The following is a 14,160-nucleotide window of genomic DNA, read 5'->3' as shown; positions in this document are numbered from 1 at the left end:
TTTTATTCCAAAGATCCACAGTTCATCGTTGATGAATTTTACTGAAATCTTGAGATCCTGAATGGTCTTCGACTATCTCAGATAGCCTTTTCGCTCCCAATACTCAATGGCGAACGTTTCCGCCTCGTAGGGAGCTCTCCCTTCAAGCAAGCTCCGATTGAGCGAAAGCAGTGTTCTCTCGGCCATACGAAAGAGCCAGCAGGCGGTCTTCAGCTTGTCCGGATCCCAGAGGGGAAAAGCCTTATGTTCATACCCAATTTCAGCCTGGTAAAGGATATGGACGTATTCCGTTCCATCCGCATCTTTTTCAAGTACAAAATGGTAGATATCCATCTCCTCTCCTTTTTCTCTTGCGACAAGAAAGCAGGGCGACTTTTCCTCTCCATCGCGCACCACGCCAGGCTGCCGAAATGCAGTGTATATGCTGCCGCTCCAGAATCCGCTTTTATCATCGTCATAAAAGTCATCATACGGTTCAGCAAGAGGCAAAGAAAGGAGCGCTCTGACTCGTTCCGGACGGATGGATCGGCGATAGTATTCGAACCCGGACACTTGCGTCAGCAATGTGCGCCAACCGTTTTGCAGAAGGAGATGGATATCGTTCGGAGAATAAGCGTCCAGCGCGTGCCATTCCGTGTCTTCCCCTTCAATGTAGCGCCACCTGATGTTCAGGCTCAAATCCTGGTTTTTCGAACGCCGGACCCATCTGCTTAGTCGTCGATCCCCCTGCTCGTTCTCTTTTATATCAATGATGACGGCCAAAAGATCTTGCTGCAAGTAAACCGCCCGATATGGCGATGGCGCCTGCGAACGAATAACACGATAAAAATCGTCCTGCAACCAAAACTCATATTTCCGGTTTCCGTTTGCGTTAGCTTCGGACGGCATCAAGATCGAGTCTGTCAGCCGACACAGGTTCACGATGCTGATTTCAGCATTTTCAAACAGGAAAGGGATGTCGATTTCGCTTGCGGCAGTGACTTTATCTGGCACAATGACCTAACGTCCGCTTTCGAAATGTTCCAGCATTCTCTCCCTGTACAGCATGACTTCTTCATTGGTCTGGATCAGGCAGTCCTGCATAAACACCTCTTGAAGCAGGTCTTCGTCGAGGTCATACCCGTTCCCGAATTCATCCCACTCGTTGATTCGAAGCGTAAAATTCTTCTCCCCATGAATCGATACATGATACTCTTCGGTATCCATGAAAAGAAGGGCAGCAGCATTTCCTGCTACCGTCAAATCGCCGTGATTATAATCCCCCCAGAACAACTCCGACACCTGCAAATTGCCTGTCACATAAATCTCCTGTCCACCAACCACCACATTTCGCGCTTGGAGATCGCCCAATACGGTCAGTCCCGTCGCACCATCGGTGTCTTCATTATAAATATAGGAATCAACGACGAGATTGCCGTCCACCAGTACGATAAAGACAGATTCCTCACCGAAGGGCTTATCCAGATTCAAGCTATCGAGTCGAGTATCTCCCTCGAGTAATATGACGGATTCGTTTTCGAATTCGCCGTCGTTTCGTTCATTGCGAACATAAGCCCAACTGTCCACTGGCAGCAAATGTTTGATTTGTGAAAAAGGCAGGATTTTATAATTCATGATTCTACTCCCTAACGGAATAAGTTTTTAATTTCAACAGCATAGGAAGATCATATGTTCCATAGCCCAAGCAAGGATCGGCATCAGTCGGGCTGCAGCGCGAATACCATGTTATCTGATGTATGACCCTTTCTGAACTGCTCATGAAAATACCAGTCATGTATCTTTTCTTTATCGGTCATTTGATCGATGTCCTTGTTCAATTCAATCAAGATATCGTGTGTCCATTTGTCATTTTCATAAAAACAACGGTGTTCATAGCAGTTTGCGTCGTCTATGAAACGATGTATGCTTTTCGGAATGAAATCCGCGATCCCGTTATTTTCCGGGTGCATAATCCACTCCAAGCTCTTCCAGTCCAGGATTCCTTCTGGTGTCTTTATGGGAGTCTCATAGATGAAATCGGACGGTAACACAGCGAAATAAGCATACATCCCGCCGGTTAACTTACCATCTGCAATCCAAGTTACAATACCCTTGAAATCAATGGAATCTAGGACAATCCCTGTCTCTTCCTTGATCTCTCTCAGCGCAGACTCTCTTGGCGATTCGTTCTCTTCGATTTTTCCGCCCACGCCATTCCACCTTCCCATCCAACTCGGCTTTTCTCGGTTAAGGAGCAGGATTTGATCGTTTTGTTTAAGGAAGCAAATGTTGTATTTAAACATGGATAACCGCCTTTCAGATAACGTATAAAGAGAATTCGCAAACCAAGGCTTAAGCACGCAAATTGAAACGCCATTATGTGATGAAATCGCCATTTTTGTTTATTTTCCAATCCAACTTTCTGTTCCTAAAATTAATCCACACTTTGATACATTTTTTCATTATGTTATTATATAAGTAATAAAGACCAAGTGCAGCAACACTTGGTCAGTACAATTGGCTTGGATGGTTTATTCCCTTCTGAGTCGAATATGAACAAAACCCACCTTCAGCCTCAACCATTGGGTGGGTTTTTACTTTCTCTCAAACGATCAAACCCTCGGTAGACCAATACGATTAGGTGTTAGCCACAGTGCTTGGCAAAGTGACTTCTTTTTAGTAAACCTACCTACTACTTAACTTACTTGATAATCTTTCTTAAGCAATGCAAATATGGCAGTATCAACAAACTGATTTCGCCAATAAAAATGTTCCTTCAATATCCCTTCTTCGCTAAATCCGGCTTTCTCAAGCACCTTCCTTGAATTCACATTCCCCGGTTCAACGAATGCCTCGATTCGGTTTAATCCAAATTCGCGGAACCCGAATTCAATCACCCTCTGAATGGCCTCGGTCATAAAACCCTTACCCCAGTAATCTGGTGTCAGTTCATATCCAATTTCAGCTTTAAAATGATGTTTCATCCAACCATGATATCCACATGTGCCTATGACACGGTTTTCAGATTTTAAAGTAATCCCCCAGCGAATGCCTAGATTTTTCTCAAATCTTTGCTGCCACCGATCAATTAATTCCTCAGCTTGTTGTACATTCGTAAAGCTCTCCACATCATAAAATTTTGTTACTTCATCCAAGGAGAAATAATGAAACAGGTCGCCTGAATCCTCTGGTGTAATCTGTCTTAGAACCAATCTTTCCGTTTCTAATATGGGAAATGGGGTCATCCCGTCTTCTCCCTTCAGTTTGAGTAACGTAACTTATCCCCCGAACGCAATTCTATACCCATCGATGTCTTGAATCGTAAATTCACTAAAAAAATCATTCAAATCCGGACCTTGTACAATGGGGATTTCTTTATCCTTGATCTCTTCTAGCAATTGTCGAACATTTGTATAACAAAAAGCATCAAAATAGAGTCCACCTTTAACAGATGAAAATGGCTTAACATCTTCCGGATCGGCTGCTTGATGAAGAATAAAGGTTACTTTATCTCTTGTCATATGTACATGTTGGACAACCGGACCACCAACGAGTTCATAACTGAAACCGAGTTTCTTGTAAAAATCGATCGATTTTTCAATATCCCTCACAAGTAAGACCATAGATGGTCCGGAAAATGCAGCCTGATTCATCTTCGAATACCTCCACTTATAATTATAAATTTGGATTGTTAATATCGAATAATCCTCTGCCAATCAAGTTTGCTGTAACAGGCTTCTTTCCGATCTCTCTTGCCCATACAGACAACTGACCGATGTGGTGGATTTCGTGGGCGATCAGGTGCCGCATGACTTCGCCGTATGTATGGGCTTCTCGTTCCCCTTCATCCGTAATATCGATCATAATACGGTCTTCCAGGCTGTCGTTCCAATCATAGACAAATGGAGCAAGTTCTTCGTGGCAGCGTGCAGAAAAATCCTTAATCTGCTGCACACTGGCCACTTTCTCAAACGGAGGGATTTCAACTGCTTTTTCCTGGATTCCGCCGCATATCCAGCCATACTCGACCGCCACAACGTGATACAGCGTGGGAAGGAAGTAGCCTAACCCGCCGGTGCGTTTTTTCAGCAGCTCTTCTTCACTCACCGTATCGCACCAGTCTAACCAATCTTTACGAACCTGCCAGTTATACTCGAATAGTTTCAGCATGCTGTGGCCTCCTTATTTGGTTGGTATCTCCACAATATCAAATTCAACTTTATTTATTAAGATTATGTTGAACATCTTTCAGTACTTCGTAAAACCATTGATATGCCTGCTGTGTATGCGTACTAATATCTTCTATAGAATTCACTTTATATAATTCTTCTAATTGTTGAACAATTTCTCTAGGTAGATGCTTAGAGATACAGACAATGTAATAATCGTGGTTAATTGGCTTGTATTTTATTCTTAATACTTCTACTAAAGGCGAGATCATAAATTTATGATAATATCCTATAGCTTCGATAAATTTATTTCTCTCTATATATTTTTCTATTCTTGCTTTCTGCTTGATGGTGTTTTCTAGATGATACAATCGATTTCGCAAAGTTTGTTTTAATTCCGATTCGTTATATTCTCTGATTTGAATGACTTGCTTTTTGTCAAATAAAACAATAGGAACCTCACTATCATTGAACCTGTCAAATTCGATATAGGGCCTATGACTATAAACATTCACATCAATAAATAAGTAGGATGGTGTGTTTTCTAAGTGAAAAACTTTGTATCTCATATTTGGATGTTGTCGTGGTTCTTCGTAGGATAAATCAAGTGCTGCAATCTCTTCCAATAAGTTTTCACATATTGAAAGTGCCTTTGTTTCAAATCCACTATTAACATGTATGACTAAATCAATGTCAGATAAATGATCAGATGTGCTTGTTCCATCTGACCCCTCCAGCCATAATGCATTAATTTCAGGATAATTGATCATTCCCTCGCTTAAGTGTGAAATAATACGAGATCGTATCCCCATTTTTAGCTTCCTCGCTTTTTTGGGCGCTAGTCTCCCTTTTTTTGAATCCTTTGTTTAATTCGAATTGATTTATTTAAATGCAAAAAGATATGTCTTGTCGCCGGCATCAATATTAATCCTGCAATCGTCTTTTTCCCCCAATATTCAAGCAACCAGGAAGCTTCTTTCTTGACAGCTTTTTGCTCTTCAAGTACTTTAATTCTCTCGGCTTCCACCTTTTGATTAAAAGCGTTGGGCAATAGACGAGATACAACTTCACGAGTTTTTCGCCCTACCTCAACTCGATAGGCCATTAGTGCTTGAATATCAATATTTTCACTAAGATCGGTAATTTCAGCTTCTGTCATTTCGTTTCCAGAATGGGGATAATTCACATTAAGCTTCTTGTTCCATTGACCTGAATGCAGCACTTGTTCATCGTTATTTGCAAGTACGTTCATGGTCATATCTTCAATGCGAGTAATGTGCCAAATATGCCATACTATGGAGTTCTTGGTATCCGGAGCTGTAACAGGATATTTGCGGAGTGTTCCTTCACACAGATTTATAAATAATTCGTCTTCAAGAGTAGGAACAGGTGAATTGCTCATTCTTGTTGAATGTAACAACCTATGCTGATCCCAAAATAGTTCAATGGAGGTTTGATGTTCATTGGGTTTAAGAATGATATGGGTTAGTCTTTTATGATTTTCATTCCATTGTTTTCTTTGCTTCAAGTCCACAATGAACCGTCCTTTGCTTAATTGATTTTGGGGTTGTGTTTTACAATGAATATAGTAAGGCTCTCATCCATCTTTTATTTACGATACCTCAATAATTCCTTCAGCAGTGTATGGATAGTCCATTTGTTTCTTTATATTTTCTATTTGTTCTTTCCCTATAAATTGTTCGATGACAAATAGCCCCAAGTCTACTGATGTAGAAACTCCTCCCCCGGTTATTACATCTCCATCGCGGACGATTCTTGTTTTAATGACTTCCTTACAGTAAGGTTCCAACAATTCATATATTCCTGATTATACCATTCCATTATGCCTCCCAACACGCTGAAGGATTTGTAACAGGAATGCGCTTGTATTTTAATGATGTCATGTCTCAAGAAGTGCTCTCGGGTCGCTGCGGACCTAGAGAAAGGGGATCGGTGCTAAGCAGCCGGGAAAATGAAAAAAAGGGGAACCGAGTTCTCCCTGTGGATGTGGGACTATCCCCTCGAATTACAACTCGCAAGGTCTTTTAATCGTTATGATCTAACAGTAAATGTAAACTGATAAACACTGGATATCTCTCCACCAAGTTTTTTATAAAATTCAACCGCGTGTTGATCAATTGCATCTGCTTGAACAAAAATTTCATGGATTTGCTTTGATTTACAATACTCGACTAATTCCTTGACCAGACGGCTTCCTATTCCCTTACGTTGGTCATTTCCTCCTACCGCTATGTCATATAAATACAAACTGGACCCTATTCGATCATACATGGGCAGCTCATATCCGGTTAATCCGCCAATAACCTCATTACCTTTTATTCCAACGATACAAATAAATAAAGGATTTGATAAAAGCTCTGCAATATTAGCATTATTGACGAAGTCCGTATTTGGTGATTCAAACTCCTCATTGAACAGCAATACTAAATCAAAAAATATCGATTCATCGCCTACTTGCAGCTTCTTATATGTAACATTTTTATCCATGTTTACCTCCAACTCATTGAGTTATCTTAATGGATATTTCAGTTCGATGTCTTGCCCTGTTATTTCATCAATAAATATATAGTTATGATCAGCACCTATAATGCTAAGAATTTTCTTACCTTGACTAGAATTGACGGTATTTCTTACGCGCTCTATCATGATTTGATTCCGGATCTTCCATCGAAAATTAAACGATCTTGGGTTCAATTGTTCCAGCCACTCATATTTTGCTCTTGTGATGGTATCGAACTCTATTGAATTAAAGGGGATCCTTCCAAACGAATGCGTGGCCATTTGTTTGTCAAACCACCCATCATCCATTCGCATGATGTTCTCCCTTACTCCCTCAGGAAGCTCGGCAAAGGGATCGAAGTTATTCCATACATCGAGTTCAAACCAATCGATTGGAACAAACTTGATCTTGTTATTTTCGCATAAAGGAAAGATCAGCTCCCAGTACTCACTTGCCGGCTCCCCCCAATATCCCCTCTCGCTCTTATTTTTACAATATTTATCCCAAGCACTAGGATGAACTTCGCCACAAATGATGTCTGGATTAAATTCTTCAATAATTTCTTTATACAGATCGAGTGAACAGTTATATTTCTGTCTTAACTCTTAATTATGTATTGTTCCTAGAACACCAACGATAGTCAATGTAATCACCTCATTTCATTGTTTATTGAAAGTGCTGAAATTCAAAAAGAGGATATTTCGCCTTCACCGTCGTATGCAATGCGCCTATAAGACCTGCCGCCTTGCCGGAGCTCGCCCCGATCCCGTAAAATACATGGCTCACTTTGGTTTCACTCTCCTTTTTGCGTGAGTCGCGGTTGTACTGATTCAGTACCTCGTCCAGCTCCATCGACTTTTTCAATACCGCCTGTGCCGTCGTGCCCATCTCCAGCACCAGCGTGTTCAGTTCGCGACGCAAACGCTCGATTTTTTTAATCAGCTCGTTTTCACTCATGATCTGTTCCTCCCTTCTGTGCCAACATCCCCAAACGATCAATCAGCTCCCGGTATTCCCGCCCGGTTAAACCGTGGTATTCTCTCCGCTGCCCCCGTTCCAAAGGATCGTAACCTTTTGATAGATCCCCTTGGCCATTACCCCTGAGACCATGAATTGCTTTCGACTTGTTTCCATCTGCCGCCCTCTACTTTTCACTTTCGAATTTGTTAAGGATTCCGGCGGCTCAGCCGCCGGACGATTGTTGTGCTAATCCCGTCCATGCTGTTTTTTAATGGCCAATTGAAGCCAAAACCGGATGCCCTGCATTACAAGGTCCAGCAAAATCAAAATGAAAATCGCCATCTCCATGGGCTTGTCCCCTCCTTTAATAATTCCTACAATTATGCTAAGATGGAAGAGTAAGGAGTGAAGAAGCACTTCCCCTTACCCTTGCCCTTCCTATGGGGCTATGGATGGCTATCTAGGTTTTTTCTTTTGAGGCTTCGACCGCCGCGAACGGTCGGAGCCTTTTGCCTTTTCTTTTACCGAAAGCCATTCAATAAAGGCCTTTGCGACCCCTAAAAACTGAATGACCACCTGCAAAATCGCCGCAATCAGCGTCAGCAGTACCAGCGTTTCAGGCTTCATCGGCATTTCCTCCCTTCCTTTGGGTTTTGGTTTGTCAAAAGAGCGTTTTTTTGTTTTTGCCTGCCGCATGGCTGGCTTCCCCAAAGGGGAGTTTTTTTCCCTTTTGACGCATGCTTGGGAACGCGAGCAATGACGGGCGGTCAAGGAATCAAGCGTAAAAGTTTTTTCCTCTTCTCTGCCCGATCTTCCTGATGGAAAAAAGTTTTGCGCCCTTGACCGTTCGGCCGCCTACTTAGCTTTGAACAGGTGGAGGGCGAAGCCGAGGAGGCTCGGCCTGTTCAAAGGTTAGTAGGCCTGGCTCGCGTTACCATGCGGAAGGCAAAAGGGAATAAAACGTCATTAAAATCAAAAGAACCAGCCCACCGGCCGGTTCTATCCATTCATCCCTGAGTCACCCCATGGATTTTCCTTTTGTTGTTTTGATTTTAAAGACTTCCCTGCGAGTCCCGTGAAGAATTCCAATGGAACCCGGTGCTTTTCCGGGGTCGCTTGGAATTTAGGGATGGTGAACCGGGGGAACCAAAAAAGTTTTTTATTTATTTTCAAAAATACTGTTACCTTCGCGGGGGATCAAACGTCTAATAAGAAAATAAATAAAACCCGCCAAGCGATTTCGGCAAAATCGGTGACGGGGATATGCTAAAGGTTAAAAAATTGAAATGCTTGGTTGTACTCATGACCCGTTTGGCGCCAACGTAGCGGTTGGCGCTTTTGCTTTGCCTTACTCCACATCCTGTACATCATAGCCCTGCTACCCAACTGAAGGCATTGGAGGACATAAAGCCCAATTCGTAAAGGAGTTGGTGCTTATCATTCTTTCTTCGGAATCTTTAGAACCAAGGCAGCTAAATCCACCCAAAAAAATTTTAATCACAATCCAACCTCCCTATCATCTTAAGCGTCCTAGTTTGACGAACATGAACGCGGCCAAGAAGATTGTTTATTTAGAGGTTGTGGCCTATAACGAACGGGTTCGAAAATCGCATCATTCGGGGTTTTGGCGATCATGAAGTTAAACAAAAACTGGCTGAGCTCTTTGAAAAACGCTATCCAACCCACGAAGAATAAGGGTGCGAGCTGGCTGTGGAGGCCCTCAGCCAGCTAACCCCAAGGAATATTTCTACTTACACAAACTTCTTGACACTACCCATGATTAGCATGTAATGCTTAAAAAAGACTCCAATTTAGGCTTAAGCACTAAGAAAATACTTTATTTTTCCCGTCCATCCGCTTCCGTCAAAGTGAACGGCGACACGACAAGGAAACGAGCGGCTACTTATTGCCAGGAAGTAACCTTTTGGAAATAACTTTGTCTGTATGTTTGATGTAAGTTGTCTACGGAAAGAAGGAAGAAGTTGATTTATGTAGAATTACCAATATAAGTTTTAAATTCCTATTTAGGGGAGGATTGGGTCGATGGATCGTACCAGTGTGAAAAAAGTAAGTATATTATCATTCGTTTTTTCTGTTGTTTTCACTGTGGTGTTTGTTTCCCAAGTATTTGCAGGGAATATTGCCAACTATCCAGTGGCAAAGCAAGAGCAAACAAATTGGTGTTGGGCTGCATCGAGTGTAAGTATACTGAGTTATTACGGGAAATCTGTTTCACAATGCTCCTTTGTGAAGGCAACTCAATTAAAGACAACATGCGACAACGTAGGTGAAACTGTACGAGACGTACAAAATGGTTTAGCCTGGTACTCTATCCATAATGAATATTATAGTGGCAGTTTATCGTGGACCAGTCTCAAAGCACAAATTGATACCGGATACCCTATTTATGTTTCTTGGGCCTGGACATCCGGTGGCGGTCATGCAGTTGTTATATATGGTTACAGTGAATCTGGACAATATGTTAACTATATGGATCCGTTAGACGGAACAAAAATAGCAAGGACATATACTTCTTTTGTCGGTGGGAGTTCCTATGATCGTACCTGGAGATGGGGAATAAATAACATCCATAACTAATTCGAAGGAGGAAACCACATGAAAAAATTTGTGGCACTGTTGCTGATGTTTATATTAACAATTTCTTTCAGCAGTATAGCATTGGGAAAAGCACCGGACGACATTGATGCTTTTGCTGCTTCAGAAGGAATACAAACATTTAAGGAAATCGTTTCTAATGACCCTGCGGGTTATGGATACAATGGGAAAGAGGATATCGAAAACGTTCAATTAGGAGAAGGCTTTCAAGTGAACTACATTGACCCTGCAAAATTAAAGTCAACAGAAAGCAAGGCTTCTATTAAATCCATTATTAAAGCAGTGGATCAATGGGATTATGTTGTACTTTCCAATGGAAAGCCAAAATCATTTTTAACTATTGGCAAGGAAAATAATGAACTAAAAGTTATTTCCGCTGGTGGTTCTGCCGTTGATTTCGGGGTTGCCTATGATAAATTACTCTCATACTCACTAGATAAAAATAATCTAACCTTGGTAGTCGATAAAGGAATCCGCATACTATTAGGCAATAAAGATAATGATGAAATAGTCGTCCCAGGAATTTCATCAAAAAAATCCGCATACTTGGATGGAATTGATAATGCGAGAGTTTCTACTTCGGCAGAGCTAATCTCTGTCTTAAAGAAAGCACAAGAGGATCCTGACCAAGCCAAGGATTCTGGTGGACTTGTAAGTAAACCATCTACTGCAACACATTTTCCTTGGAATGCGACACTTATCAGTCTGGTGGTTGCCTTTGTGGCAGTATTAATTTTTGTTAAAAAAACAAAGTATCAGAAAAGGTGAGATAACAACCCAAAAGCGCTCAAGAAGTCTCCCGTGAAGCAAGTCAAATATGCCCTCTGTGATTATGATAGGCTGGCCGGTGGTCCTTCCTACTTCGGTGCTTCATTCGGTCTAATACTAATTTTTCCCCTACAATAGCTGCGTTAAACGGCCGATCCCGCCAAAAGAAAAGGCGAAGAAGCACGCGAAAATGCAGGAGTTTATCAGCCGATACAATGACGGGGGATTGAATCTGCCGCCTAAAGAGTGGTAAACTGGAAATAAATCCGAAAGCATCGGTCAAGCAGCTCCGCACGGGAAAGCATCCCTGCGGGGCTGTTTTGTGTTTATCCCCAAGTGGCGAAATCTTCCCCCCTTCCCTGACAATAAAAGTAACCCCGAGCATTCCAGATAATTCAACTTGCGTAGCATTGGAATCGCTTGCATGACAACGGCTGTCCTCCTTTACCCGGAGGGCAGCCTTTTCCTATGCAGAGGTGATGTAATGGAAAAGCGTGGACCCATCACGGCAGAGGATACCGCTCTGGTTAAACGTTATCTAATCGTCCCTATGATCCTGGACGCGTTTGAACGCGATAAACAAATCATCGAATCGGGATTGTTCAAGTCCCCCACACTGTACACGGATTTAATCGACAAGGCTATGGACCAGGCCACAAAGGAATTAACTTACGTACGACGGGCCTTTAAAGAACATGGCATCAAAGTGTATGACGAGAGAAAAACACGAAAAGGCGTAGAAGCGAAATACCTGTGCCGGGGATACCATAAGGAAATGTCCATGCTTTGGACATTCATCTCAGCAGAGGCGACCGTGCTGAGGCGGCTGTTACTGGCTGAACACGGATGCAAATGGCGATCGGAATATTCCGGAAGCGATGCGGCAGGTCCCCAAACTGTTTTACCAAGAAAAGACCAACTCATGATCCGAGTTGGTCGTCTTCATAAATGATTCGAACTAACTGGCTTACATAACCCGGGGTAACCCTGATCATCCTTGCCCATTCACTTTGAGAAGCCTGAGGGTAGGTCCGCATGACATCGGCCAATTGCCTCAAGACTTCCTCCTTTTTTCTTCTTGTCCTTTTCCCTGTTTCCTCTGATGGCGTCTCTGATGGCTTTTCAGACGACTTCTCTGTGCTTTCTAAAGTGACAGCACTTTCAAGCCGGCCCAGGGTTTCTAACTCCATTTCCCGTTTACAGGACTGGCAGACATACCGGCCCCGGAAATAGCTTAACGACTCCATCGACTCGCAAAACAAACAGCCCGTGTTATACTGACGCAACATCAATTGGTTTTTCTCATCATCTACAAAAATCTCGAGCGGATCTCCTTCATGGATCCCCATTACGCGCCGCAATTCCATGGGAATCACGATCCGGCCGAGTTCATCTACCAGCCGGACAATACCTTCAGGCGCAGCGAAAAGATGGCCGAAGCTAAACATTCAAACGTTTTACTTCCCTGCGAGTCCCGTGAAGAATTCCAATGGAATCACGGCCGGCGCTTTTCCGGACGGGAGTCCATTGGAATTTAGGGACGGTGAACCGGGGGATCCACATTGACCTTATGTTGATCCCCCCCGAAGACACCGTTCTGGTTAAACGCTATCTGATCATCCACTACATTTCGCCACAAAAAAGGTGATTTTACATAATATTCGAAAAGATGTTCATCTGCGTTCGCATATGACCACTTTTCACCCCCGAACCATCAACACTAGACGGATTGCACCGCTCAAGGTCCCTCGTCTTATCGACAAAACCAAAGCATTAAGCAATTGTTTTGATAATTAAGTAGTCCTTCAAACCTATTCCATACACATTCTATTAAATGTATTATATGGAATGTCTAGGAAAAATGATTCGCTGGCCAGCTTTCATATATTTGTAAAATAAAGGAGAGCACATTCATTTGAAAAAGAGCATCCTTAACTTACTAGTTGCTGCAGTTGTACTGACCGTCCCAATGTCCAGTGTTAATGCTGAAAATGATGCTATGACCGGTAACAGCATTGTTCAAGAGCAAGCTGTTACCGATGTAGGATATATTGATCCTAAACTTCCGGAAAAAGACAAACAGATCTTGAAAGAGGTAATGAAGAATCTGGATAAAGAAGATCGTGAAAATGTCTTTTTTATCGATGAGACTGATGGCTTTTTCACTTCAAACCGACAAGATCGGTTAAATGAGTATAAACTCAAATACAAGGACTTAGTTAGTGAAGACGGGAAGTTGAAAAAAAAACCGAACTATAAGGACATTGTTCAAGACAAGTCGGAGCTCACTTGTGAGACGTCTGATGAGTCAGCTTTTACAACATTTGGGCTTGGATATTCTCATCCCTCTACCGCGTGTGCAAGCGCCAATTCCGGACCGTATCGGAAAGTACTCTCAGTCCCAGGTAAATCCAGAATTACGGCGAATGTCTACCTTCCTGTTAAAGGTACAGAAATCTACATGAATCCAAAGGATAAAACAGTTGGAGGAGTGACAAAAAAGACCGGGGATGCCGCTGACATGTATCTCGGAGCATTAAACACAATTGGGACAAAGGTTTACCAGGTCGATGCTGGACTGCAGTTTAATTGGGGAGATGGAAAAGCCCCTGAAACACCTACAGAAGAAACTTGGGGCATGATATCCCTCGGGATGGGAAGTGTAATATCCGGATCGCCCGCTAATTTTAAAATGGGTACAACAGCGTTTATGAAATTTTATATCCCGCAAAGTAATCAAGCAGCCCTATCCGTAAGTGGCACTGCAAAAGATGGTACCCCACTTTCTCAAACGATTGTATGGAATGTGGACTCTGAAAAAGGATTCACGACTTATGGCACTGCGATGCAAGTAAAACGCATTACTTCTATTGCACAAACGACGGGTTACGAAGACTTAACGACTGGAAGCTATGTGTACAATGCACAGTGGAACGATGTTAAAGTCGGTACTGCTTCCGGAACGGAACAGTTGATGAACGCTTCCTTAACGTCAACAAACTGTGGATACCAACCCTCAAACATTCTTGTGGATTGGACATCCTGGGCACAGGAAACAGTAAAAGTAAAAACCGGACCACTATAATGAATAAGGCTGAAATGTTGCATCCAGCTTTGGGGTGCAACATTTCAGTTTATTTTTAGTCT

18 protein-coding genes and 1 pseudogene are annotated in these 14,160 nt (G+C 42.5%); 5 read left to right on the top strand and 14 right to left on the bottom strand.

Going from position 1 to position 14,160, the window contains the following annotated elements:
- Positions 1 to 72 precede the first annotated feature (72 nt).
- From IAE55_RS31525 to IAE55_RS31465, 13 genes are all read right to left on the bottom strand, one after another.
- A complete protein-coding gene (locus IAE55_RS31525) occupies positions 73 to 993 on the bottom strand; it encodes a hypothetical protein (RefSeq protein ID WP_200634812.1) in 921 nt (306 codons plus the stop codon).
- 6 nt (positions 994 to 999) lie between these two features.
- A complete protein-coding gene (locus IAE55_RS31520) occupies positions 1,000 to 1,614 on the bottom strand; it encodes a hypothetical protein (RefSeq protein ID WP_200634811.1) in 615 nt (204 codons plus the stop codon).
- 83 nt (positions 1,615 to 1,697) lie between these two features.
- Complete coding sequence (locus IAE55_RS31515) at positions 1,698 to 2,282, bottom strand: NUDIX hydrolase (protein WP_200634810.1); 585 nt, start codon at positions 2,280 to 2,282, stop codon at positions 1,698 to 1,700.
- Between the two features lie 393 nt (positions 2,283 to 2,675).
- The gene (locus tag IAE55_RS31510) at positions 2,676 to 3,224 is read right to left on the bottom strand and encodes a GNAT family N-acetyltransferase (protein WP_200634809.1); all 549 of its coding nucleotides are present in this window, start codon (positions 3,222 to 3,224) and stop codon (positions 2,676 to 2,678) included.
- A 33-nt stretch (positions 3,225 to 3,257) separates the two neighbouring features.
- A complete protein-coding gene (locus tag IAE55_RS31505) occupies positions 3,258 to 3,632 on the bottom strand; it encodes a VOC family protein (protein ID WP_076173377.1) in 375 nt (124 codons plus the stop codon).
- Between the two features lie 22 nt (positions 3,633 to 3,654).
- Positions 3,655 to 4,149: a DinB family protein gene (locus tag IAE55_RS31500; RefSeq protein ID WP_145160561.1), complete on the bottom strand. Its 495-nt coding sequence runs from the start codon at positions 4,147 to 4,149 to the stop codon at positions 3,655 to 3,657.
- 49 nt (positions 4,150 to 4,198) lie between these two features.
- A complete protein-coding gene (locus IAE55_RS31495) occupies positions 4,199 to 4,960 on the bottom strand; it encodes a hypothetical protein (RefSeq protein ID WP_145160563.1) in 762 nt (253 codons plus the stop codon).
- Positions 4,961 to 4,986: 26 nt separating this feature from the next.
- Positions 4,987 to 5,682, bottom strand: a complete 696-nt coding sequence (locus tag IAE55_RS31490; RefSeq protein WP_145160565.1) for a DinB family protein — start codon at positions 5,680 to 5,682, stop codon at positions 4,987 to 4,989.
- Positions 5,683 to 5,760: 78 nt separating this feature from the next.
- Entirely contained in the window at positions 5,761 to 5,961 is a 201-nt protein-coding gene (locus IAE55_RS31485) for a hypothetical protein (protein WP_200634808.1), read from the bottom strand.
- A 239-nt stretch (positions 5,962 to 6,200) separates the two neighbouring features.
- Positions 6,201 to 6,656 carry a GNAT family N-acetyltransferase gene (locus IAE55_RS31480; RefSeq protein WP_145160567.1) on the bottom strand — a complete coding sequence of 152 codons (456 nt, stop codon included), beginning with the start codon at positions 6,654 to 6,656 and terminating at the stop codon, positions 6,201 to 6,203.
- A 21-nt stretch (positions 6,657 to 6,677) separates the two neighbouring features.
- Positions 6,678 to 6,977, bottom strand: a complete 300-nt coding sequence (locus IAE55_RS34040) for a hypothetical protein (protein ID WP_234490009.1) — start codon at positions 6,975 to 6,977, stop codon at positions 6,678 to 6,680.
- 358 nt (positions 6,978 to 7,335) lie between these two features.
- Positions 7,336 to 7,626 (bottom strand): aspartyl-phosphate phosphatase Spo0E family protein, encoded by a 291-nt coding sequence (locus tag IAE55_RS31470; protein ID WP_145160570.1) that lies wholly within the window; start codon positions 7,624 to 7,626, stop codon positions 7,336 to 7,338.
- Between the two features lie 459 nt (positions 7,627 to 8,085).
- The gene (locus IAE55_RS31465) at positions 8,086 to 8,325 is read right to left on the bottom strand and encodes a hypothetical protein (RefSeq protein ID WP_145160572.1); all 240 of its coding nucleotides are present in this window, start codon (positions 8,323 to 8,325) and stop codon (positions 8,086 to 8,088) included.
- An 836-nt stretch (positions 8,326 to 9,161) separates the two neighbouring features.
- Between IAE55_RS31465 and IAE55_RS34430 the strand changes: the two are divergent.
- The 4 genes and pseudogenes from IAE55_RS34430 to IAE55_RS31450 form a co-directional block, all read left to right on the top strand.
- Positions 9,162 to 9,324: pseudogene (locus tag IAE55_RS34430) on the top strand (IS256 family transposase); the annotation flags it as partial.
- Between the two features lie 348 nt (positions 9,325 to 9,672).
- Positions 9,673 to 10,227 carry a C39 family peptidase gene (locus tag IAE55_RS31460; protein WP_145160574.1) on the top strand — a complete coding sequence of 185 codons (555 nt, stop codon included), beginning with the start codon at positions 9,673 to 9,675 and terminating at the stop codon, positions 10,225 to 10,227.
- An 18-nt stretch (positions 10,228 to 10,245) separates the two neighbouring features.
- Complete coding sequence (locus IAE55_RS31455; RefSeq protein ID WP_200634807.1) at positions 10,246 to 11,013, top strand: hypothetical protein; 768 nt, start codon at positions 10,246 to 10,248, stop codon at positions 11,011 to 11,013.
- 484 nt (positions 11,014 to 11,497) lie between these two features.
- Complete coding sequence (locus tag IAE55_RS31450) at positions 11,498 to 11,965, top strand: hypothetical protein (protein WP_145160578.1); 468 nt, start codon at positions 11,498 to 11,500, stop codon at positions 11,963 to 11,965.
- On the opposite strand, the gene IAE55_RS34325 is transcribed toward IAE55_RS31450, so the two are convergent.
- Positions 11,934 to 12,461, bottom strand: coding sequence for an AbrB/MazE/SpoVT family DNA-binding domain-containing protein (locus IAE55_RS34325; protein WP_145160580.1), 528 nt, complete (start codon positions 12,459 to 12,461; stop codon positions 11,934 to 11,936). The two genes, IAE55_RS31450 and IAE55_RS34325, sit on opposite strands and share 32 nt — an antisense overlap.
- A gap of 467 nt (positions 12,462 to 12,928) precedes the next feature.
- On the opposite strand from IAE55_RS34325, the gene IAE55_RS31440 reads away from it, so the two are divergent.
- A complete protein-coding gene (locus IAE55_RS31440; protein ID WP_200634806.1) occupies positions 12,929 to 14,098 on the top strand; it encodes a hypothetical protein in 1,170 nt (389 codons plus the stop codon).
- The last annotated feature ends 62 nt before the right edge of the window (positions 14,099 to 14,160 follow it).

The sequence above is a fragment of the Paenibacillus sp. S28 genome (genome assembly GCF_016624415.1).
Lineage (GTDB): Bacteria > Bacillota > Bacilli > Paenibacillales > Paenibacillaceae > Paenibacillus_AQ > Paenibacillus_AQ favisporus.
Note: the sequence above shows the minus strand (reverse complement) of the source record. Positions and strands in the feature narration are given on the sequence as shown.